Annotated in this window: 24 protein-coding genes; 6 read left to right on the forward strand and 18 right to left on the reverse strand. The window is 57.3% G+C overall.

The window, feature by feature from the left end:
- Nucleotides 1–22: 22 nt before the first annotated feature.
- Together rph and rdgB are read left to right on the forward strand one after the other, a co-directional pair.
- Nucleotides 23–802 carry a ribonuclease PH gene (rph, locus tag ACWNMW_RS01105; RefSeq protein WP_295894914.1) on the forward strand — a complete coding sequence of 260 codons (780 nt, stop codon included), beginning with the start codon at nucleotides 23–25 and terminating at the stop codon, nucleotides 800–802.
- On the forward strand, nucleotides 799–1,434 hold the full coding sequence (gene rdgB / locus ACWNMW_RS01110) for an RdgB/HAM1 family non-canonical purine NTP pyrophosphatase (protein ID WP_449489759.1): 636 nt from the start codon (nucleotides 799–801) through the stop codon (nucleotides 1,432–1,434). Before rph ends, rdgB begins: the two co-directional genes overlap by 4 nt.
- An 83-nt stretch (nucleotides 1,435–1,517) precedes the next feature.
- On the opposite strand, the gene ACWNMW_RS01115 is transcribed toward rdgB, so the two are convergent.
- From ACWNMW_RS01115 to ACWNMW_RS01130, 4 genes are read right to left on the reverse strand one after another with little or no spacing between them, the layout of a single operon-like run.
- On the reverse strand, nucleotides 1,518–2,327 hold the full coding sequence (locus ACWNMW_RS01115) for an MBL fold metallo-hydrolase (RefSeq protein ID WP_449489760.1): 810 nt from the start codon (nucleotides 2,325–2,327) through the stop codon (nucleotides 1,518–1,520).
- The gene (murI, locus tag ACWNMW_RS01120) at nucleotides 2,324–3,166 is read right to left on the reverse strand and encodes a glutamate racemase (RefSeq protein WP_449489761.1); all 843 of its coding nucleotides are present in this window, start codon (nucleotides 3,164–3,166) and stop codon (nucleotides 2,324–2,326) included. Before murI ends, ACWNMW_RS01115 begins: the two co-directional genes overlap by 4 nt.
- A gap of 9 nt (nucleotides 3,167–3,175) precedes the next feature.
- The gene (locus ACWNMW_RS01125; RefSeq protein WP_295893324.1) at nucleotides 3,176–3,751 is read right to left on the reverse strand and encodes a DUF2017 family protein; all 576 of its coding nucleotides are present in this window, start codon (nucleotides 3,749–3,751) and stop codon (nucleotides 3,176–3,178) included.
- Nucleotides 3,748–4,038 (reverse strand): ATP-dependent Clp protease adaptor ClpS, encoded by a 291-nt coding sequence (locus ACWNMW_RS01130; RefSeq protein ID WP_034502732.1) that lies wholly within the window; start codon nucleotides 4,036–4,038, stop codon nucleotides 3,748–3,750. The genes ACWNMW_RS01125 and ACWNMW_RS01130 overlap by 4 nt, the downstream gene beginning before the upstream one ends.
- An 87-nt stretch (nucleotides 4,039–4,125) precedes the next feature.
- On the opposite strand from ACWNMW_RS01130, the gene ACWNMW_RS01135 reads away from it, so the two are divergent.
- Nucleotides 4,126–5,457, forward strand: a complete 1,332-nt coding sequence (locus tag ACWNMW_RS01135; protein WP_449489762.1) for a nicotinate phosphoribosyltransferase — start codon at nucleotides 4,126–4,128, stop codon at nucleotides 5,455–5,457.
- Nucleotides 5,458–5,558: 101 nt separating this feature from the next.
- Here ACWNMW_RS01135 and ACWNMW_RS01140 read toward each other — a convergent pair whose 3' ends face one another.
- From ACWNMW_RS01140 to ACWNMW_RS01155, 4 genes are all read right to left on the reverse strand, one after another.
- On the reverse strand, nucleotides 5,559–7,358 hold the full coding sequence (locus tag ACWNMW_RS01140; RefSeq protein ID WP_449489763.1) for a DEAD/DEAH box helicase: 1,800 nt from the start codon (nucleotides 7,356–7,358) through the stop codon (nucleotides 5,559–5,561).
- Nucleotides 7,355–7,690 (reverse strand): DUF3039 domain-containing protein, encoded by a 336-nt coding sequence (locus tag ACWNMW_RS01145; RefSeq protein ID WP_034502730.1) that lies wholly within the window; start codon nucleotides 7,688–7,690, stop codon nucleotides 7,355–7,357. The genes ACWNMW_RS01140 and ACWNMW_RS01145 overlap by 4 nt, the downstream gene beginning before the upstream one ends.
- Nucleotides 7,691–7,752: 62 nt before the next feature.
- Nucleotides 7,753–8,526, reverse strand: coding sequence for a glucosamine-6-phosphate deaminase (nagB, locus tag ACWNMW_RS01150; RefSeq protein WP_295893333.1), 774 nt, complete (start codon nucleotides 8,524–8,526; stop codon nucleotides 7,753–7,755).
- Between the two features lie 267 nt (nucleotides 8,527–8,793).
- Nucleotides 8,794–9,075, reverse strand: coding sequence for an HU family DNA-binding protein (locus ACWNMW_RS01155; RefSeq protein ID WP_009409106.1), 282 nt, complete (start codon nucleotides 9,073–9,075; stop codon nucleotides 8,794–8,796).
- 415 nt (nucleotides 9,076–9,490) lie between these two features.
- Between ACWNMW_RS01155 and ACWNMW_RS01160 the strand changes: the two genes are divergently transcribed.
- The 3 genes from ACWNMW_RS01160 (at nucleotide 9,491) to ACWNMW_RS01170 (ending at nucleotide 11,568) form a co-directional block, all read left to right on the forward strand.
- Nucleotides 9,491–9,868: a hypothetical protein gene (locus ACWNMW_RS01160; protein WP_449489764.1), complete on the forward strand. Its 378-nt coding sequence runs from the start codon at nucleotides 9,491–9,493 to the stop codon at nucleotides 9,866–9,868.
- A 38-nt stretch (nucleotides 9,869–9,906) separates the two neighbouring features.
- Nucleotides 9,907–10,332 carry a hypothetical protein gene (locus ACWNMW_RS01165; protein WP_449489765.1) on the forward strand — a complete coding sequence of 142 codons (426 nt, stop codon included), beginning with the start codon at nucleotides 9,907–9,909 and terminating at the stop codon, nucleotides 10,330–10,332.
- 132 nt (nucleotides 10,333–10,464) lie between these two features.
- Nucleotides 10,465–11,568 (forward strand): hypothetical protein, encoded by a 1,104-nt coding sequence (locus tag ACWNMW_RS01170; RefSeq protein ID WP_449489766.1) that lies wholly within the window; start codon nucleotides 10,465–10,467, stop codon nucleotides 11,566–11,568.
- A 131-nt stretch (nucleotides 11,569–11,699) separates the two neighbouring features.
- Here the strand turns inward: ACWNMW_RS01170 and ACWNMW_RS01175 are convergent, their stop codons facing one another.
- The 10 genes from ACWNMW_RS01175 to glyA form a co-directional block, all read right to left on the reverse strand.
- Nucleotides 11,700–13,259: an amino acid permease gene (locus ACWNMW_RS01175; RefSeq protein WP_449489767.1), complete on the reverse strand. Its 1,560-nt coding sequence runs from the start codon at nucleotides 13,257–13,259 to the stop codon at nucleotides 11,700–11,702.
- A 223-nt stretch (nucleotides 13,260–13,482) separates the two neighbouring features.
- The gene (locus tag ACWNMW_RS01180) at nucleotides 13,483–14,085 is read right to left on the reverse strand and encodes a TetR/AcrR family transcriptional regulator (protein WP_449489768.1); all 603 of its coding nucleotides are present in this window, start codon (nucleotides 14,083–14,085) and stop codon (nucleotides 13,483–13,485) included.
- Nucleotides 14,086–14,260: 175 nt separating this feature from the next.
- Complete coding sequence (locus tag ACWNMW_RS01185) at nucleotides 14,261–15,649, reverse strand: MFS transporter (RefSeq protein WP_374047617.1); 1,389 nt, start codon at nucleotides 15,647–15,649, stop codon at nucleotides 14,261–14,263.
- Entirely contained in the window at nucleotides 15,646–16,662 is a 1,017-nt protein-coding gene (locus ACWNMW_RS01190) for a DMT family transporter (protein WP_231945264.1), read from the reverse strand. Before ACWNMW_RS01190 ends, ACWNMW_RS01185 begins: the two co-directional genes overlap by 4 nt.
- Nucleotides 16,663–16,885: 223 nt before the next feature.
- Nucleotides 16,886–18,013 (reverse strand): serine/threonine protein kinase, encoded by a 1,128-nt coding sequence (locus tag ACWNMW_RS01195; protein WP_295893348.1) that lies wholly within the window; start codon nucleotides 18,011–18,013, stop codon nucleotides 16,886–16,888.
- A 245-nt stretch (nucleotides 18,014–18,258) separates the two neighbouring features.
- Nucleotides 18,259–19,182, reverse strand: a complete 924-nt coding sequence (gene arcC, locus ACWNMW_RS01200) for a carbamate kinase (RefSeq protein WP_034502712.1) — start codon at nucleotides 19,180–19,182, stop codon at nucleotides 18,259–18,261.
- Nucleotide 19,183: 1 nt separating this feature from the next.
- Nucleotides 19,184–20,194 carry an ornithine carbamoyltransferase gene (gene argF, locus ACWNMW_RS01205; RefSeq protein ID WP_449489769.1) on the reverse strand — a complete coding sequence of 337 codons (1,011 nt, stop codon included), beginning with the start codon at nucleotides 20,192–20,194 and terminating at the stop codon, nucleotides 19,184–19,186.
- 55 nt (nucleotides 20,195–20,249) lie between these two features.
- The gene (locus tag ACWNMW_RS01210; RefSeq protein ID WP_314213179.1) at nucleotides 20,250–21,473 is read right to left on the reverse strand and encodes an arginine deiminase; all 1,224 of its coding nucleotides are present in this window, start codon (nucleotides 21,471–21,473) and stop codon (nucleotides 20,250–20,252) included.
- 306 nt (nucleotides 21,474–21,779) lie between these two features.
- Nucleotides 21,780–22,682, reverse strand: a complete 903-nt coding sequence (locus tag ACWNMW_RS01215) for a bifunctional methylenetetrahydrofolate dehydrogenase/methenyltetrahydrofolate cyclohydrolase (protein ID WP_449489770.1) — start codon at nucleotides 22,680–22,682, stop codon at nucleotides 21,780–21,782.
- A complete protein-coding gene (glyA, locus tag ACWNMW_RS01220) occupies nucleotides 22,679–23,968 on the reverse strand; it encodes a serine hydroxymethyltransferase (protein WP_449489771.1) in 1,290 nt (429 codons plus the stop codon). Before glyA ends, ACWNMW_RS01215 begins: the two co-directional genes overlap by 4 nt.
- Nucleotides 23,969–24,156 lie beyond the last annotated feature (188 nt).

The following is a 24,156-nucleotide window of genomic DNA, read 5'->3' on the forward strand; positions in this document are numbered from 1 at the left end:
AAATGAGCGTTAGGCTGGAGCCATGACTACTTCTCAGCTTCGCGCCGATGGGCGCACCCCCTCTCAGCTTCGCCCGATGTCTATCACTCGTTCCTGGGCAGGAACCGGCGAAGGATCGGCACTGATTGAATGCGGAAATACGCGCGTTTTGTGCGTTGCCTCGCTAACCGAGGGCGTGCCGCGATGGAAGCGCGACAGTGGAGAAGGCTGGGTGACCGCGGAGTATTCAATGCTCCCGCGCGCCACTTCCGAGCGCTCTCAGCGTGAATCCGTCAAGGGTAAGATCGGCGGCCGCACCCACGAGATTTCGCGTCTTATCGGTCGTTCACTTCGCGCGATCGTTGATATCAAGGCGCTCGGAGAGAACACTCTGGTCCTTGACTGCGATGTTTTGCGAGCCGATGGTGGTACCCGCACCGCTTCCATTTCGGGCGCCTATGTTGCGCTTTACGAGGCCATTTCTTGGGGTATTTCGAAGGGGATCGTCGCCGCTTCTTCTCCTGAGAAGGTTCTCTCCGATTCGGTAAGCGCAATTTCCGTTGGCATTATCGATGGCACTCCCATGCTCGATCTTCCCTACGTTGAAGATGTGCGCGCGCAGACGGATATGAACGTTGTCCAGACTGGTTCGGGTTCTTTCGTTGAGGTTCAGGGAACCGCTGAACACGCGCTCTTCTCCCGCACCGAGCTTGGTGAGCTCCTCGACTTGGCAACTGCGGGTAACGCCCAGATTCGCGACCTCCAGGCACGCGCGTTGGCAGCGCAGCCGGGAGTTACCGTTTCTTCCGAGGCCGCGCTGTGAGCTCCGTACACAGCGCAAATGCGCCTCGCCTGGTTTTTGCAACCGGAAATGCACACAAGGTCGCAGAGCTCGAGGCGATTATTGCTCCCCTTCTCCCCGAGGGGGCCGGCCGCATTGGCCGGATGAGCGATTTCGATGTTGCCGAGCCCGTTGAAGATGGCGCTTCCTTCGAGGAGAATTCCCTGATCAAGGCTCGGTCTTTGTGCGCAGCAACCGGAATCGCTGCGCTCGCCGATGATTCCGGCCTGTGCGTGGACATCATGGGCGGTGCGCCGGGGATCTTCTCTGCCCGATGGAGTGGAGCTCATGGAAATGACCGTGCGAACCTTGAGTTGCTTCTTGCTCAGCTCAGCGACGTTCCGCTCCATTTACGAGGCGCCGCATTCGTTTCCGCAGCGGCACTAGTTCTGCCCGATGGCCGCGAGTTCGTCGAGCTCGGACGCGTCGAGGGACACCTGACGACTGCTCCTCAAGGCGAGCAGGGATTTGGCTACGATCCAATTTTTGTTCCCTCGGGTATGGATCGCACTGCTGCACAGCTCAGCGCAGAAGAAAAGAACGCGATTAGTCACCGCGGGATTGCTTTCCGTGCGCTTGCGCCGCGGATTATTGAGGTTCTAGCAGGCAACTAAGCAACGCACAGGAAAACGCGTAGTCGGATGATGAGATTCCGGCTACGCGTTTCTTTTTCCCGGAATCGGTGTACCTACGCGTTCTAGAAATCGACAGACATACCGGTCGTCGCAAGCTCCACGTTCCCGCTGTAGACCTGCTTCGCTTGGAATCGCGCGCCCTCGGGATTATTCCACGGTTGGATATGCGTAAGAATGACACGGCCAACTTCGGCACGCGCGGCAAGGGTACCTGCACGGGTGCCATCCATGTGAATGCCCTCGACGGTGTCTTCCTCAGTAAAACCTGCTTCACTGAGAAGAAGATCTACCCCGCGAGCGCCTTCAACGATGCTGTCACACAGATCAGTATCGCCGGTGTAGAAGAAAGCGCTGCGCGATCCAGAGGTATCGTCTTTTGAAAAACCAGAAGGGCCGCTGATGCGAACACCGAAGGCTGGTACAGAGTGCCATGCCTGCGCTGCACTCACGGTGAAGGGACCAAAAGACCAACTCTTTGCGTCTTCGAGTTCCTTGAAAATAAACTCTGTCGAATAGGTTTCATCTTCGTCAGCACCGTCGATCTGGCGAACACGGTCCGGTAAGCATGCCGGCCCTGCAAGAACCATGGGATCACGATAAGCACCAGGTCCCCAGCGCCGGTAGACGTGCAGAGAAATCACATCTCCCATGTGGTCCGCGTGACAGTGCGAGAAAATCACCGCATCAAGATCTGCTGGCTCAATGTAACGCCACAACTCACCGAAAGATCCTGGCCCCATGTCCAAGACAAGGTTCCAGGTTCGCTCCCTCCCAGTTCTTTCATCGGGACCGTGAGCTTGAAGCAGGTAGCAGGATGCAGGTGAATCAGGTCCAGACATTGAACCCGTGCAGCCGATGATACGAAGCCTCACTGAGCATCTCCTTCTAGCGGGAGGGATGGGACTTCACTCACGCTTTGAACCTCAGGGCCAAGGAAACGGCGAGCAAGGATCGGGAAGCGCGACGAAGCATCGGTAGTGAGGAACTGGTGCTGCGGTTCATCGCCTGCACCGCGGCGCGGCGCATGGAGCAAATCGCGATCAACCAACTCGTTGTAGGTAACATTCGCCGTTGTGGCCGAGGAGGTTACCAGACGGACGGTGTCCCCCATGACTCGACCGATCACTCCGGTAAGAAGCGGGTAGTGGGTGCATCCCAGAATCAGGGTATCGACGCCTTCTTCTTTCAGGGGAGCAAGATATTCGCGGGCGATTCCTTCCAATTCGGGACCTGCTGTTTGTCCGGCCTCGACGTACTGGACGAAAAGCGGGCAGGCCTGCTGGAAGACTCGAAGACCCGGAACTGCAGCAAGAGCGTTGACATAGGCTTCCGACTGGATAGTTGCTTGAGTTCCAATGACGCCGATTTTGCGATTGTGTGTTGCAACGACAGCAGCGCGCGCGGCGGGGGTCACAACTTCGATGACGGGAATGCGCTGGCCTACCCAGTAGCGTTCGCGGGCATCAGAAAGCGCAGCAGCGGTCGCAGTATTGCAGGCAATAACCAGAGCCTTCGCCCCGGCCTCGACGAGGCGATCGAGGCCCCACAGCGTCAATTGGCGAACTTCAGCGATCGGACGCGGACCGTAGGGAGCGTGAGCCGTATCCCCCAGGTAGACGATGTCTTCATCTGGAAGTTGATCGATGATGGCACGCGCAACCGTCAGCCCACCCAGGCCAGAGTCGAAAATACCAATCGGCGCGTTATCCATACAATGAAACTAACTCGCTTCACCCTGGAGATGCACTGATTTGAGCAGTGACTCTTGCCACCATGTCACCAAAAGATAAATGGCTGCTGCACTTTGCTCGCGTGTTCCCTCAGGTTTTTCCTGAGCAATTGTCTCAATCCGGATCAGGTCCGAATCGTCGTGAATCCCGAGTTCTCCGGCCAAAGCAAGGCGCATGTCGGTGAGAGCACCCAGCCAGTTCCACGTCGATTCTTCATCGAGAACAAGGTAGTTCGTCCCGTCGACCAGCACTTCGTTGAGTTGGTTACACACGGTGCGCAGGCGCGCAGATTTTTGTGAACGCAGGGTGTCTTCGGTCAGTGCGCGCAGCCGCGCAGCCTCCTGAGGATCTGCGCTCATGGGGGGAAGAAGGAAGTCGAGGGCAGGATCGATAGCCGCTGCACGCTCGCTTTCGAGTCCGGTCGCAGCGGATAAGAACATAGGGAAATCCCCCGGGTCGTCTAAGACCACGAGTATTTCGTGAATCAGCTGCTGGATCAGAAGGTTGTAGTCCCTTCCAATCGGTGCGCTGATTCCCCGTCGTGAGACGGTAAAGGGGCCGATCACGTGACACGCTCCAATGTTGATTGCACTCCGTAGTCGTGAAGTGTTTGTAGGTCTGCTTCGACGCGTTCACGTAGCCCAGTGGCGATGATGGCCTTTCCATCACTGTGCACTTGCAAAGTCAGTGCTTCGCACGTAGGACGCGGGTAGCCGAAGTGCCGGTGAAGGACTTCGGCGATGTAGTCCAATGAGTTAATCGGGTCATCCCAGACAATGAGGTTCCACCTCGGCACCGACGCTTTTACGGTCCCGACATTGGGATTTTTCGCCGTCACAGGAACGCCCGACATACCTTAAGCCTACGCATGAAATGCCCTCCTGTCTGCATTTTTGGCATTTCTTGCACATATTTCCACGAAGGCGATTAGATTTAAGGTATGCCCGCATCATTTGAAACGTCGCTTCTGACGGATATGTACGAATTCACCATGCTCGATGCCGCGATGAAGTCGGGAACTGCCAACCGACATTGCGTCTTTGAATTATTCGGGCGCCGCCTTCCCACCACCCGCCGCTACGGCGTCGTCGCGGGGACCGGTCGCGTTCTCGAGGCCATGGCGCGCTTCGAGTTCTCCCCCGAACAGATCCAGTGGCTGGCTGAGAAGAAAATCGTCTCAGACACCGCGCTGGAATATCTTTCCGATTTCCGCTTTAAGGGCACGATTTCGGGCTACGCGGAAGGCGAGTGCTATTTCCCAGGCTCCCCCTTACTCACCGTCGAGGGCACTTTCGCAGAGTGTACCCTCCTCGAGACCCTCCTCCTGTCGATCTACAACTACGATTGTGCGGTTGCTTCTGCGGCCTCGCGTATGACGATCGCCGCTCACGGGCGTCCCTGCCTCGATATGGGGGCACGCCGAGGCCACGAGCGCGCGGCGATCTCAGCGGCACGCGCCGCCGTCATCGGAGGTTTCGCGGGAACCTCGGATCTCGAGTCCGCTAAGCGTTATGGAATCCCCGCGATTGGTACTGCAGCACATGCGTTCACGCTGCTTCACGACAGCGAACGCCAGGCCTTTGATGCACAAATCGCTTCTCTTGGTCCCTCGACGACTCTCTTGGTCGATACTTACAACGTCACCGAGGGTGTGAAGACCGCTGTCGAGGCCGCGCGCGCAGCAGGCGGAGAGCTCGGCGCAGTGCGTTTGGACAGTGGTGACTTGGTTGCCCAGGCTTTCACCGTTCGAGGCCAACTGGATGCACTCGGTGCAACTTCGACGAAGATCACCGTGACTTCCGATTTGGATGAGTACGCTATTGCGGCTCTGGGCGCTGCGCCCGTCGATTCCTACGGCGTGGGTACGCGACTGATCACGGGATCGGGCGTTCCGACCGCTGCTTTGGTCTACAAGCTCGTCTCTCGTGAAAACCGCGAGGGCACAATGGTTGGTGTTGCGAAGAAGTCTGCTTCGAAGAACACCGTTGCTGGTAAGAAGTATGCCGGTCGTCTTTACGACGAAGACGGATATGCCAGCGAGGAAGTTTTGGTGACGGGAAGCGCTGAAGAAGCTGCAGCCTTCTTTGAAGAAAACGGCGCGCGCGCCTTGCAGGTTCCGCTCATTGTTGACGGTGAGATCTTGGAGGAGGGCTGGAGTTCTGAGGCTCTGGCTCAGGCACAGGCTCGTCACTTGCGCTCGCGCAATGAATTGCCTTACCAGGCATGGCGTCTGTCCGAAGGCGAACCCGCTATTCCAACGCGTTACGTCTAAGGACTCGGCGCTGTTTGCGGCCGTGGGGCTGCGGTGAATCGTTTCACCGCAGCCCCACACCTGTCTATCGTCTGCAAGTCAGCTAGCCTCGGATAAACCGCCTACCCACGCCCGACAAACCACTCGCGTAAGAGCGCGATACGGGCTTCGATCTGTTCGGTTGTGGCCTGAGCGACCTCGGGACCGCCGGCCCGCCTGCGCAGTTCGGCATGAATCGTCGCGTGAGCTTGCCCTGAACGCCTCGACCATGAAGAAACCAGGCGAGAGAGCTCCTTGCGTTTTGCCGCGCGCACGCGGTGAGCGGGGATATTCGCGTTATCCTCGCGCGCACGCCTCGCACTGGCCTCACGACGCTGGGTCGCAAGCTGTTCTTCTTGGCGCGCGCGAAGCAGCGTCGTCACCTGTTCGGGTTCCAAGAGGCCCGGGATCCCCAAGTATTCCTGCTCTTCAACAGAGCCCACATCGGCCTCGGTCCCCCAGGCCGCGCCGTCAAAGAGGACGGAATCAAATTGTGCGTCCGCCCCCAAGGCTTCGAATTGATTGAGAAGATCACTCGAGGCACTCTCGGTCTTGTTCGCCTGCGCGACCATGGCGTCTTCGGGGTTCCACATGTCCCCCTCTTTCGAAGGTGGATGATTCAACGCGTGATCGCGTTGAACTTCCATCTCCCCAGCCAAACTGAGGAGAGGTAGAACCGAAGGAATGAAAACCGTCGCGGTTTCGCCTCGGCGCCTTGCGCGCACAAAACGCCCAACTGCCTGCGCAAAGAACAAGGAGGTCGAGGCATTGGTTGCGTACACCCCGACGCTCAGGCGGGGAACGTCCACGCCCTCGGAGACCATACGCACCGCGACCATCCACTTATCGGTCGATTGACGGAACTCATCGATGCGCTCGGAGGCATCGGCGTCATCAGAGAGGACAACGGTTGGCCGGTGCCCGGTGATCGCGCGCAGCTGGCGAGCGTAGGCGCGAGCTTTCTCTTGATCTGCGGCAATCACCAGACCGCCAGCGTCAGGGACTTGGCGACGCACTTCTTCCAGGCGCTGATCAGCCGCTTGGAGAACGGCGCTCATCCATTCTCCCTTGGGATCCAAAGCGGTTCGCCACGCCTGTTTCATGAGGTCTTTAGTGAGAGGTTCTCCAAGGCGCGCGGTGTAGATATCTCCCGCATTCGTTCGCCACGACATCTGTCCCGAGTAGGACATGAAGAGCACCGGACGCACAACGAAGTCACGCAGAGCATCGCCGTACCCGTAGGTGAAGTCGGCTTTAGAGCGCTTAATCCCTTCCTCGTCTTCTTCGTAGCGAACGAATGGGATAGCGGAAGTGTCGGAGCGGAAAGGAGTGCCGGTGAGGGCAAGGCGGCGCGTGGCCTCGTCAAAAGCATCGCGAACGCCATCGCCCCACGACAGGGAATCTCCCGCGTGGTGGATCTCGTCGAGGATCACCAAAGTGCGGTGCAGGCGCGTGCGCGCGGCATGAACCATGGGATTAGAGGCAACCTGCGCGTAGGTGACCGCCACACCGTCAAAGTGCGAGCCCGCCATTCCCTGAGAGTTCGAAAATGCGGGGTCGATGTGGATTCCCACGCGACCGGCGGCCTCGGCCCACTGGCTCTTGAGGTGTTCGGTCGGGCAAACGATCGTCACTTTCTCAACGACTCCGGCGCCCATCAGCTCGACCGCAATGCGCAGAGCGAAGGTCGTTTTACCCGCTCCCGGCGTTGCAACGGCAAGGAAATCCTTGGGAGAGGCAGCCATGTACTGTTCTAAGGCTGCAGCCTGCCACGCTCGAAGGCTACCCGCGGTCCCCCAAGGCGCTCGCCGAGGAAAAGCGGGAGGAAGAGAACTGACTGCGGAAGAAGAAGCGTGCGAGGGGCCTGGCGCGGCGGGAGTCACTGCGCACTGCCTCCCTGATCTCCCCCATCAGAGAATGGCCAATTGCGCCCATTCTTGCCCATGGAATCGCGAAGTTCCTTGCATGTGGGGCACACGGGGTACTTGGAGGCATCCCGGGTGGGGATCCAGACCTTGCCGCAGAGGGCAACAACGGGTTGTCCCGTGATCATTGAGGAATCAGCCTTGTCGCGGCGTACGAAGTGAGCGAAACGATCGCCGTCGCCGGGGCTTTTCTCTTGTTCAACCTCGGTGCGCTCGAGCAGACCTGTCGAAGACTGGGTTTGCGGGCCCTGCGGCGCGGAAGGTCCCTGGGGTTCATCGAGAAAAGACATGTGCCCTATTGTATGACGCGGCCGCTCCCGATGTGGATCAGAAACGGCCGCGAATACAGGAATTACGCTTGGTGCTTAGCCCAGACTTCACGGTAGAAATCGGCCAGTTCCAAGCCGACCGCTGCGTCTTCGTCCAGGAGGACGACCGCATTGGGGTGCATCTGAAGGATCGTCGCAGGCCAGCGTGCAGAAATCGCGCCTTCGACCAGCTGACGAACGGCCTCAGCCTTACCGGCACCGGTGGCGATCAAGAGTGCTTCTCCGGATTCCATGATGGTTCCCAAGCCCTGAGTGATGCAGTGGGTCGGAACCTTGGTGATGTCTCCGTCGAAGAAGCGCGCGTTGTCGCGGCGGGTCTGTTCGGTGAGCACGTCGACGTGGGTGCGCGAGGCGAAGGAGCCGCCGGGCTCGTTGAAGCCGATGTGTCCGTCTGCGCCGATTCCGAGAATCTGGAGGTCAATCCCGCCAGCGTCACGGATCGCCTTGTCGTAGTCTGCTGCGGCCTGATCGTTGTCACCGGTCCAGACGTTGGGGCCGTGCGCGGCTCCCTTGGGGAAATCTACGCGGTCAACAAGGAAACGGTGGATGAAGTTCGCGTAGCCTTCGGGGTGGTCCTCGGGCAGGCCGACGTATTCGTCGAGGTTGAAGGACTGGGTCTGGGCGAAGGAGATTTGGCCCGCTTCGCAGCGCCTGGTCAGTTCATCGTAGAGAGGAAGAGGTGTCGATCCCGTTGCGAGGCCAAGAACAGCGGCGGGCTTGCGCGCGAGGAGCTGTTGGATGCGGTCGGCTGCGACGACGGCAATATCTTCGGGGGTGGGCAGGATGGCAATCCGCATTGAAACTCCTCATTGATGTTGGGATCGCAAGGCGTGGGCGAGGCTGTGGCCGCTTCAGTATGGGGTTACGAGGCCAAGCAACGAACACGCCTGTGTGTACAGTTTGTGCACCTTCAGCTTACACCCAGCTTTGGGGCGAGGAGAAATAGGCGGGTGTGATCTGCGCGAGATACAGTTGTGCCCCGATCGCGAAGACCGGGGCACACTATTCACGCATGCGTTGGGACGCAAAAGATTGCGTCAACGCATTTCAGCGCAGAGCTGAGGTCACTTGGCGACAGCCTTCTTCAGGGTGGAGCCAGCGGAGAGCTTGACGCCGAAGCCTGCGGGGATCTTGATTTCTTCGCCGGTACGGGGGTTACGGCCGGTGCGGGCTGCACGCTCAACACGCTCGACGGAGAGCAGGCCGGTCACCTTGACGGTCTCACCCTTGGACAGGGACTCAACGAGGACATCCTGGAACGCAGCAAGGGCGGCGTCAGCGTGGACCTTCGAGATGTTGGCGCGCTCGGCGATCTTGGCAACAAGTTCAGTGCGGTTGACGGACATAGAAAAACCTCATTCTTGTCGGTTATGGATGCCACTTTGGTGGCTTCAGGGAACAGATTAGGGAATGAATCCCAGTTTTGTCAGCTTTTCCGCGACTTTTCGGGGCGTGTCTTAATTTTTTGGAGTTTTTTGGGCGCTTTTTGTGTCGAGCGACACAGAATCGCTCTTCTTGCACCTCAGTTACGGCTTGATCGCAGTTCGATGACGATTGATGAAAAACGTCTTCGAAGCAGCGCATAGAAAGGTAGTGTGCGAACTAGTCGACGAAGACCGCTTGGAGGATGACTGCCATGAGAGTTCTCAATGTCACGATCGGAGAAATTCCGTAATGGTCAAGAGACACCCAACAGCCCTGCTTCTGAGCAGCACTCTCACAATTCCACTTTTACTTGGCGGATGCACACAGCATTACGAAGTGAAGGAACCCATGTCACAACCCTGCCGAGCCGCAGCAGTACATTCCAATACCATTTTCCGCCCAGTTCGAGGAAGCCAATTTCCCAGCTTCATATTCAACGAAGCACGAATTGAAGATGGACTGATGCGGGCAAACATCGGCGGAGGTTGGCCCGAGGATGTGGACTTACCCTCATACGGAGGAGACATTGTGGAAGGAGAGGCTGTCACAATACCTGGCACCGGGACCTTCGAACTCATCGGCATCACTCTTTCACGCTGGGGCAACTCGCCAGAAACCATCACTTTCTGCTTCACCCCCGACCCCAATCTGCTCGACAACGCCAAAAAACACCTACCACCAGGCCAAACACTCTCACCCCAAGACGAAAACTAGGAAAACCTCATACTGCGACAGCGACTTATGCTTGAATCATGAATTCGCCTGTTCTCTCGCCATCATCCCTATCCCACGATTCCAGCATCGTACTCGTGGTGATTTTCATTGGTTTTCTGAGCATTGCAGCATTCAAGCGCTTGATTTGGTGGGCCCTCAAAGAAACAGACTATTCCGATCAAAAGAAACAGAACCTTGTCAATAAGTGGGGACTCCTCCCCTACACTGCACTGAGTATCTACTCATTAGCGCACGCGAAAGCACTCTTGTTTTGTGCGTCAGAGTGCACCTTTCGCGTATCCAATGTCGCTATCGTATTCTTCTTTCTCCCCACGCTTGCGACCATTGCCTACATCGTGACAGAGGTTTCTTTCGTCCAAAGTGCCATCATCTGGATTCTCGATAAAGTTATTCCCGGGCGGAGAAGAACTCAAAAGCATGCAAAGCCGCGCCATCACAAATAGAGCGAACGCCTCAGTCCTTGAACTCCAAGAAGGAGAAGAAATCACACAACAAGTTCACCACATCAAAAACTGCTGAGCGTACACTGAAAATATCCCAACACATACAGTATTCAATTTGAAGGATGCCCTCCCGTGCGCTCGATTTCTTCCGCTGATCGTGATTCAACAGATCCCAATCCCACTTCCTCACCCACCCAGCAAGCAACGGCCTCACCCAGCCGGAGACGCGGAATCCTTGCGCTCTCCGGGGTGGCCATCATCGCGATTGCAGCAAGCGGAGCTTATGCCTTTACCGCGCATTCGACTGCCGCAGCTGTGAAGGATGTTCAAGCTCAATTAGTCGATGCAGAAAACGACTTCATCACTGCCCGCAAGTCCGCTCAGGGTGCAATTGCTTTGGCTGACGAATACGGTCTTGCTTCCGAGAACGTGACCGCTCTCAAGGCCATTTATGCTGATTCGGACGCGACTGTTACCGCTCTGCCTGAGGCTCCCAACAACGCGAAGGCCAGTAACGAGAAGATCGAGTCCTTGAAGAAGGTCCTCGATCAGGCTAAGACCTCCACTAACAAGCTCAACACTGCTCTCGCCCCCATCGCGGGTGAACTCGACGATCTGACCATCAGGAAGCTTGATGAGGCTGTCAACAAGGCAGATCAAGCCGTGAATGAGGCGAAGAATCTCATGGGTGAAACCGATGGGAAGGTCAAGGACAATGCGACCCGTGACGGACTGCAGTCCACCATCAACGACGCTGCTAAGACTATTGACGAAGCACGCGAAGCTGTGAAGAATCACTCGCACGTGGGCGATGACCGCAAGTGGAACATCGATGAGGAAAAGAAGCTGACCGATGCTGTGAACGCTTTGAGCGAGAAGTCGAATCAGGTTCGCGACTCACGCACCCAGTGGGAAGCCGAACAGGCCGCTGCTGCGTCATCTAACGCCGGTGGTTCTTATTCTCGTTCCACTGCTGCTGGGCGTTCTTACAGCAATAACGGTGGCGGTGCAGCCTCACAGCAGTCAACCGGTTCCGCTGGCGGTTCTCAGGGACGCTCCAGCGGAGAAACATACTGGACTTATACCGAAGAATCAGACCCCAGCCTCGGCTACAACTGCACTCTCAAGACCAACGGTTCTACCACCTGCCATGACAATAGCGGCAACGAGATTTACAAGGATGGTCAGTGGTCCAACGGCAACCCGAACGGACGCTGGAGTGAAGGTGGCCGCTGACCTCGCGCACCCCGGCCTCGGCAATCAACTCACGCACAGAAGCTAGCGGGTACAGAAAACTGAATAAACGCGAGCGCCGAGGCCTCGAAACCCCACGTGGATTTCAGGCCTCGGCGCTAGTTCGTATCGAATCAGTCGTCGTAGTGCTTGGTGCGCTCGATATCTTCTTCGATCTGCTCGCGAGTCACTCCACGAACATCAAGCTCAGCGAGCGGTGTCATGCGGTCCCTCTTGATGAGGTGGTAGCCCAGCCAGACTCCCAAGAAGAGCGGGACACCAATGTATGCCGAGATGATCTCCCACATCTGGCCAAGGAAGATCGCCTCGTAGTTCTGGCCGAGAAGCACGATCAGACACATACCGAAAGCCAAAATAGGTCCGAAGGGGAAGAATGGCGCGCGATACGGCAGGTCCTCGAGCTTGTAACCCTGGAGCAGATAAGCGCGACGGAAACGAATATGGCACGCCGCAATACCTAGCCACATAAAGATTCCCGAGACACCGACAATACTCACCAACCAGGTGTATGCCGTTCCCTCACCAACCAGCGCCGTGCAGAAGCCGAGAGCCGAAACGGCAGCAGTAGCGAGCATCGCATTGAGCGGGACTCCCCTCTTCGTCACGTGGCAGAAAACGCGGGGGGCCTGGCCAATGAGAGCCATCGAGTGCAGCATTCGCGAAGAAGCATAGAGCCCCGAGTTACCGGCCGAGAGAATCGAGGTCAGGATAACCGCGTTCATCACGGCTGCGGCGGCTGCGATGCCCAAACGATCGAAGACCAGAGTGAAGGGCGAGTATGCGATATCCGATTCGCTGCTGCGCAACAGGTTCGGGTCAGTGAATGGAATCAGCGTACCAATGATGGCGATAGCACCAATGTAGAAGAACATGATGCGCCAGAAGACCGACTTAATGGCGCGAGGCACATCGCGGTGAGGATTGCCCGATTCTGCTGCAGCAACGCCAACAAGCTCGGTTCCTTGGAATGAGAAGCCGGCGATCATGAAGATCGTGACAATGGGTAGGAAGCCGCCGTGGAAGGGTGCATCTTCAATGCGCCAGTTCGCAAAGCCAGGCGAGCCGTTGCCCAGAATGCCGAAGATCATGGCAACACCGGAGATCAGGAAGACGATGATGGTCACGACTTTAATGGTTGCCAGCCAGAATTCGGCTTCGCCATAAACCCGTGCACTGAGCGCGTTCAAAACGGTGAGAAGGACAAGGAATCCCGCTGCCCACATCCACCCCGGAACGTCCGGGAACCAGTAGGACATGACGATTCCCGAGGCAACAAGGTCAGCTGAGACCGTCACGGCCCAGTTAAACCAGTAGTTCCACCCCATCGCGAAGCCAAAGGAAGGGCTAATGAAGCGCGCGGCATAGGTCTGGAAGTTGCCAACAACCGGCATGTGCGCGCTCATTTCACCGAGCGACTGCATCAATAGAAGCACCATGAGGCCGATAGCCGTGTAGGCGACGAGCGCGCCCCCCGGTCCGGCCGTTGAAACCGTAGCGCCCGAGGCGACGAAGAGACCGGTTCCGATCGCACCGCCGATGGCGATCATCTGCATGTGTCGACCGCTCAGACCACGCCTGAGATCTGTGCGCTCAGCGACCTTCCCGCAACCGCCGCATTGCTGCGCGTCGGGACCTGCAGAATCTTCTTTTGTTTGAGGTTGCGACCAGAACATAATGATTCTCCTACGAATCTTTTGTGACCTGAGCCTAGGCTCAAGTTAGTGGTACAAGTGTACTACTATGCATCGCCAATACTATTCATTCCCAGCGCAATCACAGAAATTTTGCAGCAGAAATGGCAAGATTGCAGACTTTTCTTTCTTTTTACGATCCCATTAATTGGACAAGCGGGCACAGCTTATGGGAAACAGGCACCGCTTAGGCCAATCCACACGCCTAAATTATGTCTATTTTCCAATATTTATGTAACGCACTATCGAGAAGCTCAAAGGCGGTGAGGCGAACATCGCGACCTTCAGAAAGCGCAGATACGGCAGCGCCATCAACAAGCGCAATAACAACTTCAGCCGGAAGGTCAACCCCAACCGCCGACAAAACAGTTGTTACCGCAATATTGAGTCGAACACGACCGAATTGATATGCACTGGCTACAAGCGCCGCTCCGCCCGCGGAGACGAGCTGCTCATAGTGCCCTTTAAGATTTTCATCATCAGGAAGCGTCGCAGAAAGGATCAAATCGATCCGTTCCTTTACCGAAGCATCACTCTTGAGCTTGCGAGCTCTAAACGCAGCACGTTCGGCACGCTCAGACCAACGACTCATGTTAGCCAGACCCGCTTGATGAAGAAGATCCTCAAGACCGTCAAAATAGTATGTTGTTGCGGATAAAGAGCACCCGGCAAGCCGCGCGACGGAACGGTGTGAAACCGCTTCCGGACCACCCTCACGAAGCAAGGTGGCAGCAGCGTCAATGATCAGCTGGCGCTTATCGAAGCCTTTTCGCGTACTTGCAGTGTGCGAGATTGCGCCAGCAGACATCTGGGTCCCCTTTCTAGTACGAGCGTCCTAAAAAATCTTATTTATTCAGGGTTATGCGCTTAACGGTCATACTATCCCCCACCTATGTCTTTTGCTGATTGAAATAGGTGAGAAAAAGAACTCGGAACCTTTGCCGTCGCAACACCGTGCAAAGGTTCCGAGTTCTATTTTCCTGTTACCCCTGAGACTGGGCGCTTTCCGCTTGCTCACGATCGAGAGCACTTGTCGCGTGCTGTGGAATCGCAAGCATGGCAGTGAGCGCCAAGAAGGCAATGAACGCCAGGTAGTAGGCGGGTGCCAGGGACGAACCCGTGTATTGGATCAGTGCCGTGGCAATTGTCGGAGCGGTTCCACCAAGAAGAGCATTCGCCGTATTGAAGGACAATGCGAATCCGGTGTAGCGAACCTCGGTCGGGAAAGACTCGGCGAGGAAGGTCGCCAAGGTACCGTCGTTGATCGTCAGCATGATTGCAAATGCAATTTCACACAGAAGGACGACCCAGACGTTACGAGTTCCCATGAGCATGAAGATCGGAACTGTCAGGACGATGAAGGCAACCGATGCAATCAGCAGCATCTTTCGCCGTCCGTGCGTATCTGACAGGTGACCCATCACCATGATCGAGCCGATGTAGACAATCAGCGGTGCAGTCGACAGTGCCGTAGCCAAATCTGACGAGAAGCCAAGTTCCTGCTCAACATAGGTCGGCATGTAGCTCAGCAACAGGTAGAAGGCGACTGCATTCAGCGATGCCACGCCGAAGGAGACACAAATCGTACGGGTGTGGTCCCTGAGGACCTTCGACATTGGTACGCTCTGCTTGTGTCCTCCGCTGATCGCTTCCTTCATCGCAATGTAGGTTGGCGAGTCTTCCAGGTGGAGTCGGATGTAGCGGCCGATCATCCCGAGGGGACCTGCAAGGAGGAATGGGATCCTCCATCCCCACGATTCGATCTGTGCATCCGACAGGAAGTGGAAGAGGCAGGCGGTCAAGAACGATGCGGCCAGCAAACCAACTGCAGTCGATGCGGGAACCAGCGCAGTATACATACCGCGTTTCTTCGGCGGTGCATATTCTGCAAGGAATGTTCCCGCTCCAGCGTATTCACCCGAGGCCGAGAAGCCCTGGATCATACGGAGGACGAGAAGGCAGATGGCTGAAGCTAGACCGATTGTCTTATGTCCTGGCAGGAACGCAATTAGGAATGTCGAACCCGACATGATGAGGATCGACCAGGAAAGGGCCGATCGACGACCATATTTGTCACCCCAAATTCCCCAGATGAGACCACCAACGGGACGCAGGATGAAGGACATTGCGAAGATGGCGAATGCTGAAATCAGCTGGACGTTCTTATCCTCGGAAGGGATAAAGACCGTACCGATGACAGCTGCCAGGTAGCCGTACGAGGCGTAGTCAAACCACTCAATAAAGTTACCGATGAACGAGGCGCCAGCAGCGCGCCTGAGAGTCTTGAGTTTCTCCTGTTCTTCGGCGCTCATTTCGTGATGGAGGAAGGTGTGGTGTTCGTTGCCACTATCAGACGGTGCTTGACCACTCATCGCGCCTCGACCTCCTGAAGTGCATCCCCCTCCTCTACGGGAGCCGCGGCCTTATCCCTAAACAAGATCGGGCCAATGCCGCCGACAATGATCAGCAGGCCACCGATGGCACCCATGACGGTCATGCTCTCGCCCCAAACGACGACGCCGAGGAAAATAGCAACCGGGCATTCCCAGTAGGAGATCGTCGAGATCTTCACAGCGACAAGGTTACGGCCAGCGACAACAAGTGAACCAAGGGCGATCAAACCACAGACGATGAAGAGGATGACAGCCCAGCCCCAGTTAGAAGCGGTGAAGGATGCGACGCCGTGCCAGGGACGCAGAATGATGCTCATGACGAGTGCAGCGCTTGCGGCGCACACGAAGTTCCAGAATCCACGAACGGTGGAGTCCATATCGCGGCGGTAGCCGTAGAAGAACATCGAGAGGCCGTAGAAAACGCCGGAGAGGAAGCCGAAGAGGTCACCAAGAGGCTTCTGCGGGTACTCTGCGCTGGCACCTGAAAGGTCAAGACCGAAGCTCAGGTGTCCGTTCTCCCAGTCGATGATTCCTATGGTCATGAGCATGCCGACGAAGACCATTGCCAGGAATCCGCCCGCCATAAGGCTGATGTGTTCCTTACGGAAGATTCGGGCCAAAATCGCGCAGAACAAAGGACCGGTGTAGATCAAGAAGACTGCGTTTGCAATCGACGTCATCAGAGTCGACGAAATGTAGAAACCGAGAGACAGGCCAATACTCACGCCACCCATGATGACCGAGAAGGAAACCTTAGCCTTCCACAGATCATGGAATTTTCCGGTAATGATCGCGATGAGCAGGAAGCCAAACATCGCGGTGGTCATACGACCAAAGGACAAGAACGAACCGATAACCGCTTTGTCTTCTGGGAGCAGTCCCTTTGTAGCGCCACGCGAGAAGGTACCAACCATTGCCATACCGGTAGCAGCAATGAGGATCATGATGACACCGAGCTTGTCGTTCATTTTGTAGCTAGATTGTGTGGACATCTTCGTCCTTTCTAAAACCTGGAAGTGTTAATGCTTCAGCAGAACCAGGTCCGCGGGCTTAGTGGGAACAACAAGCTCGATTAGCGTTCCCGATTGGGCAACCACGTCCCCGTTACTCCCCGGCTAGTCACGACATTCACCACCGGGGAATTCTTGTGCAGATAGGGGGTAGGCCCCCCCGATACAGAATTGGAGGAATCGGGGGGGCCTAGCCTTTAGATCGTCAGACCAGCGTGGGATCGTCGACCTGGTTGGGGAAGTAATCCTCGCAGCCACCTTCACGGTAAACGTCAGCGGTCGCGCAGTGCAGGCCGCCGCCGAATGCGTAAGCATCGCGGAAGGGGACGGGGATGACGTTCATGCCCAGCTTGTCCATCTGCTCCAGCTGGTGGACCTCAGAGGCCTCAACACAGACGGTCTTGTGGTCGATGACCAAGCAGTTCATGGACAACCACACCGAGGAGTAGCACAGCGGCGGCGGGGTGGTGTGTGCCGGATCTGCGGCGTCAACGATCTGCCAATCGTTGGCTTCGAAGATCTTGCGCTGCTCTTCGGGCAGACGACGGTGGGGGTTGTTGATGATCAGGCCCGGACGCAGCGGCACGAAGGTCGCGTCGATGTGGATCGGGTAGGGATCACCGGGGAAGTTCACAGCGTGAACGCGGAAATCGGGGTAGTAACGCTTGAACCATTCCATGGCCTTACGGTTGGTGGTGAGGCCGTGCTGGATGAAGAGGTCCTTGCCAACGCGCATGACGTCAGCTGCGTCCCACATGGGCTCAACTTCAGTGGTCACGAAGTCCTTGGCTGCGGTGCGCTCGAGGCGCTCCTCGAGGGTGATCCGCTCATCGTAGTAGTTGTGCTTGTAGGACTTGTCGGTCAGACGAGGACGGGGAGCCTGGGTCCAGAGGAACTCGGGGTCCTGCTCGAAGTACTCGTTCATGAGCGGCCAGTAGGCCAGGTACTCGAAGTAGCGGCAGCGGAAGGAGTTTGCTGAGGAGAGGATCTCGTTGCCCATCGTGAGCAGGATGTCACGAGGAGGCATCTGGGTGAAGCCGGACTCGGTGCGGAAGTCGGGAGTCTTGATCTCCTGGTTCCACTGCAGAGGAGTCGGGCGGTCAACCTTGACGCCGAGGCCTTCGAGGATCTTGACGTAGTTGTCGAGCTGCTCGTTAGCTGCTTCAACGGTTGCGGTAGGACGGGGTCCCCACATGCCGCGCATCTCGGAGTCAACCGGAACCTTTTCGGAGGTTGCGGGCTCTTCGGGCGGAATTACGGAGAAGTCTGCACGGCCAACGATAACGTGCTTCAGCGGATCGAAATCATTCCAGGAATTGACGATCTTCGTCATTGTGTTCACTCCCTTGTGAGTGTGTTGTTAATTTATCCCCAAATTTCTTTGAGGGATGGCGGAGAAAACCGCTCTCGAAACAGTTGCCAACCGAGGTTGGCGATCTCCAAGTGGGCGGGTTTTCCCGCCCTTCTTCGGTTCCCCGAAGAAGCTTGGTTCCCTTGGGCACTGTGGCCCTTGGGTCCGCTTCCCCCTCGGGAGGTGTGTGGAGCGTGAGGGGGAAGCGGAAGTGCTATTGAGCCTTATCAGGCGTTGTAGGTTCCGTCGGGCGTCACGATCGTGCCAGCTTCACCGGCGATGATCTTCGTGGCATCCTCGAGGCGACCAATTGCAGCGACGCCGCCGGTCAGCTCGACAAAACGGCACACGGCCTCGACCTTCGGGCCCATTGAGCCAGCGGGGAATCCGTATCCACGCATCTCGGCCGGGGTTGCGCGATCAATGCGACGAGCGTTGGGGGTGCCGTAGTCAAGCTGTGCACCGTCAACGTCGGTCAGGATGATCAGCATGTCCGCTTCGAGGGAGTCTGCCATGACAGCTGCCGTGAGGTCCTTGTCGATAACAGCCTCGACGCCTTCGAGCTTGCCTTCGCCATTGCGCACGACCGGAACGCCGCCGCCGCCGCCACAGATCACCGTGGCGCCAGCATCAAGGAGGACCTTGATGAGCGGGGTTTCAATCACGCGCTGCGGCTTGGGCGAACCCACGACGCGGCGGAAGTATTCACCGTCAGCCTTGACAACCCAGCCGCGCTCTGCGGCAAGCTTCTCAGCTTCTTCCTTCGAGTAAACCTCGCCAATGAACTTGGTGGGGTTTGCGAAGGCGGGATCGTCGGCCAGAACCAGAGTCTGGTTGATTAAAGCCATGACATTGGCGCTGGGGAGAGCATTCTTAACACCCTGCTGGAGCCAGTAGCCGATCATGCCCTGGGTTTCTGCACCCAGCGTATCGAAGGGGTAGGGCTCAGACAGACGAGCATCGGATGCGGATTCCAGTGCCAGGACACCAACCTGCGGGCCATTGCCGTGGGTGATGACCAGTTCGTGGTCCTTTGCGAGCTTGGCGAGCTGCTCTGCTGCCAGGTTGACGTTTTCAATCTGGTTGCGAGCGTCGGGCTTTTCGCCGCGCTTGAGGAGGGCGTTGCCGCCCAGTGCAACTACGATGCGCATGTTACTTTTCTTCTCCGAGGGTGGCGACCATGACGGCCTTGATGGTGTGCATGCGGTTCTCAGCCTGATCGAAGACGATCGAAGCGGGCGACTCGAACACGTCGTTGGTCACTTCCAAGCCGTTGCCCATGCCGGTCTTCTCGAAGATGTCCTGGCCAACGGTGGTGTTGATGTCGTGGAAGGAGGGCAGGCAGTGCAGGAACTTGACATCCGGGTTGCCGGTTGCTGCCATGAGCTCTGCGTTGACCTGGAAGGGACGGAGCAGAGCGATGCGCTCGTCCCACTTTTCCTTGCTTTCACCCATCGACAACCAGATGTCGGTGTAGATGAAGTCTGCGCCCTTAACGCCCTCTTCGATGTTGTCGGTGACGAGGACCTTACCACCGGACTTTGCTGCGAGTTCTTCAGCAGCTGCAACGACCTCGGGAGCGTTGAAGAGTTCCTTGGGGGCAACCATGCGGACATCCATGCCGATCATGGCGCAGGAGATGAGGATCGAGTTGCCGACGTTGTTGCGGGCGTCGCCCACGTAAGCGATGCTGATTTCGTTCGGCTTCTTGCCGGAGGCCTCGAGCATGGTCAGCTGGTCAGCGAGCATCTGGGTGGGGTGCCAGTCATCGGTCAGACCGTTCCACACCGGAACACCGGACAGAGCGGCAAGCTCGTCAACGTGTGCCTGCTTGGAGCCACGGAACTCGATGCCATCGTAGAAGCGGCCGAGAACGCGAGCGGTGTCGGCGACGGATTCCTTGTGGCCCATCTGGGAGCCGGTGGGATCGAGGTAGGTGACGTGTGCGCCCTGGTCGTATGCTGCAACCTCGAAGGAGCAGCGGGTACGGGTCGAGGTCTTTTCGAAGATCAGCGCAATGTTCTTGTCAACGAGGTACTTAACCTCGCGGCCGGCCTTCTTTGCGGCCTTCAGTTCGGCTGCCAGATCCAGAAGGTAGAGCCACTCTTCAACGGTGAAGTCGGTTTCCTTCAAGAAGTGACGTCCGTGCAGGGGGAACTCCATTGTTGTTTCCTTTCAGAGAGTTTTGTTGTTTTCTTCCGCGTGGAGGGCAGGCCGCTCAGACCGCTTCACGCACGACCGGGCACGACATGCAGCGCGGGCCACCACGGCCTCGGCCAAGCTCGTCGCCTGGGACAGTGATCACTGTGATGCCGTTTTCGGTCAAGAAGTCGTTGGTGGTGATGTTGCGCTCGTAGGCGTAGACAACGCCGGGGGCGCCAGCGAGGACGTTGGAACCGTCGTTCCACTGTTCGCGTTCTGCCGCGAGGGCGTCCATCGGAGGAGTCAGGACCTTGATATCGTCGAGGCCAAGGGCGTGTGCGATGACCTTGTGCATGTCCTGAGGATCGTGGGCTGCGACCTTGATGCCGCCTTCACCGTCGGAGGTCAGGGTCATGGATTCAACCATTCCCATGCCGGCGTACTTCGTGAAGACTCCGTAGTCGGCCTGGGTCATGACAGTATCGAGGTGCATCTGTGCACGTTCCTTGGCCATATCCAAGGCGATAACCTGCTTGACCTCGCTGTTGCCGAAGAGACGGCGAGCCATGCGCTCAACACCGGCGGGGGTGGTGCGTTCACTCATGCCGACCAGCACAGAGCCGTTTCCGATAACCAGGACGTCTCCGCCTTCAACGGTTGCCGGGCCTGCCTCGTTGCCATTGCACCACTTCTTGATCGAGGGGTCCTGGAAACGCGGGAGGTAGTTGTAGATCGCTTCGTAGTTAATGGTCTCGCGGCGACGTGCTTCCTTGCGCATCGAGTTGATTGCAACACCGTCGTAAACCCAGCAGGAGGTGTCGCGAGTGAAGAGGTGATTCGGCAGAGGGGCAACGATGAAGGAAGTCGGACCCATTGCGTCGTAGATCACGGAAGAGATGGGGCCGAGGTTGAGTTCGGCGAATTCTTCCTTGGTCAGGCCTGCGACCATGAGTTCTGCCAGCTGAGCTCCGGTAAGAGATTCACCGTAAGCGCGCATCGCTTCAGCGATCGCAACGCCGTGGCTCTCTTCGGTGAATACCGAGGTCAGCACATGCTGACGAGCAGCAGGAATATCCATTGCTTCGGCCAGCAGATCCTGGAAGTAGAGGACCTCCGTTCCCTGAGTACGCAGAGAGTTCGCGAAGTCATCGTGCTCTGCTTGAGCGTGCTCAAGCCAAAGCATGTCATCGAAAAGGAGATGTTCCATATTCGACGGGGTCAGGCGCAGCATTTCGCGTCCGGGGCGATGGATAATCACCTGGCGCAAGCGCCCAATCTCGGAAGTTACACTTGGTTGCATTTCTTGTGGTCCTCTTCTGCTTCATCGCATCATGAGTTAGATCACCTGGAGATGGAACAAGCGTACCACTTCGTTTCAGAAAAATCACTTATCCAAAGCTGTGAAAATTCTCAGACTGCATAAATATGCAGACGAAAGTCCCTTATTGCCGCGAAATATATCGACCAGAGTAGAGCGGCCGAATTTGTCCGATAAGTAAACAAAAGAATATATTCCTGAAATATTCGTCACATGTGACACAGAACACACTGAAAGCCTGGGGGACAACCCAGGCTTTCAGTGTGAAGAGATCGATGAGGCGAGTGCTCAGCCTTTCACGCAGCGCTCCGCGGCCTCGACAACATTCATCAGAAGGAGGGCGCGCGTCATCGGCCCCACTCCCCCAGGATTAGGGGAGAGCCAAGCAGCGACGCGATCAACACCATCGGCCACATCTCCCATCAAACGCGCTTTCCCAGTGTTTGGGTCCACCACGCGAGAGACACCGACATCAAGAACCACCGCGCCAGGTCGCACCATATCAGGAGTAACAAGCCCCGCATAGCCTGTTGCTGCGACAACAACATCCGCAGCTCGAGTATGCATCGCCAAATCACGGGTCCCCGTATGGCAGATAGTCACTGTGGCGTTGACATCCTTACGCGTGAGCAAAAGCCCGATTGATCGCCCAACCGTGACGCCTCGCCCAACAACGCATACATCCGCACCGTTCAGATCGATCCCGTTGCGCTCGATCAATTCGATGACAGCACGCGGCGTGCATGGCAGAGGAGAGGTAATAGCTTCACTCCCCCGCAGCACGAGTCGCCCAAGATTTGTCGGGTGCAGACCATCGGCGTCCTTATCCGGATCGATCGCCTCGAGAATTCGATTGGTATCAACGCCACGTGGAAGTGGCAGCTGAACAATGAAACCCGTACAAGCGGGATCAGCGTTCAGCTTTTCGACTGCCGCAAGGATTTCCTCCTGCGAAGCCTCGGCGGGCAAATCGACGCGAATCGATTCAATACCCACTTCCGCGCAGTCACGGTGTTTACCCGCCACGTAAGCGACCGAACCGGGATCCTCCCCGACCAAGACGGTACCAAGGCCCGGGACTACTCCCTTTTCGCGCAAGGCCTGGACTCGGCCTCGAAGCTCATCTTTGATCTGAGCCGCGCACGCCGTGCCGTCCAGAACCCGAGCATCACCTTCCCACGGAGCTCTCATTGATTGAGCCCCGCGTACAAGGGGTGAGCATCGGTGAGAGCGCGCACGCGTGCACGCAATCCATCGACATCGACACTTCCGCTTGCGCCCTGAATGAGAGCAGTCGCGATAATGTCGCCAACCTCTTCGAAATCAGCAACGCTGAAACCGCGCGTTGCCAGCGCAGGGGTTCCAATGCGAAGACCCGAGGTCACCCTTGGGGGACGCGGATCGAAAGGCACCGCATTGCGATTGACCGTAATGCCAACCTCGTGGAGCAGGTCTTCTGCCTGCTGGCCATCCAATGAGGAGTTCACCAAGTCCACCAAGACGAGGTGCACATCGGTACCACCCGTGACAAGGCGAATTCCCGCTGCCTGTGCATCGGGCGCCAAGAGGCGCTCAGCAATCGCTCGCGCACCATCAAGGGTGCGTTGCTGACGATCCTTGAATTCCTCTGTCTGAGCGACCTTCATGGAAATCGCCTTCGCTGCGACGACATGCATCAGCGGACCACCCTGCTGACCAGGGAAAACCGCACTGTCAAGCTTCTTGCCCCACTGCTCGCCGCGAGAAGAGAGGATCATTCCCGAACGAGGCCCGCCCAAAGTCTTGTGGACGGTCGTGGTGACGATATCGGCGTGAGGAACCGGGGAGGGATGCAAGCCTGCAGCAACCAAGCCAGCAAAGTGCGCCATGTCGACCCACAGCGCCGCACCGACCTCGTCCGCAATTTCGCGGAACGCAGCGAAGTCAAGGTGACGAGGGTAGGCCGACCATCCCGCGATCAGCACGCGGGGACGCTCACGAAGCGCGGCCTCGCGAACCTGCTCAGGCTCAATGCGCATGGTTTGCGGATCAACCTCGTAACCAACAGCGTGGTAGTTCTTACCCGAGAAGTTGATGCGCATGCCGTGAGTGAGGTGGCCGCCATGGGCAAGGGAGAGACCGAGGAGAGTATCTCCCACGTTCGCCATTGCCATGAGAGCCGCCGCGTTCGCCTGCGCACCCGAGTGAGGCTGGACGTTGACGTAGTCCGCGCCGGTAAAGACTTCCTTCGCGCGCGAAATCGCAAGGGATTCCGCAACATCGACGAACTCGCATCCACCATAGTAGCGACGACCGGGGTAGCCCTCGGCGTACTTGTTGGTCAGGACAGATCCCTGCGCTTCAAGAACCGCACGCGGAACAAAGTTTTCCGAGGCGATCATTTCGAGCGTGCTCTGCTGGCGTTCCAGCTCTTGATCCAGAACCGCTTGAATTTCAGGGTCGAGTTGGCGCAGTGGCAAATCGTTGAGCGTATCCATCTTCAGTCCTTCTGCAAGTCCGGGGGCCACGCGTGCCCGGCGAATTTGGATCAACCTTACCCCACAGCGCCAATTTGGCAAGATCACGCCCAAAAATGACGTGCATAGCGGGCGCTGCGCACCTTGAGGGGTGATGTACTTTCCCACCTCAGGGAACAAAGGCCTACCTAACTTCCACGAATTGCGAT

The organism is Actinomyces sp. Marseille-QA0893, from assembly GCF_976954355.1.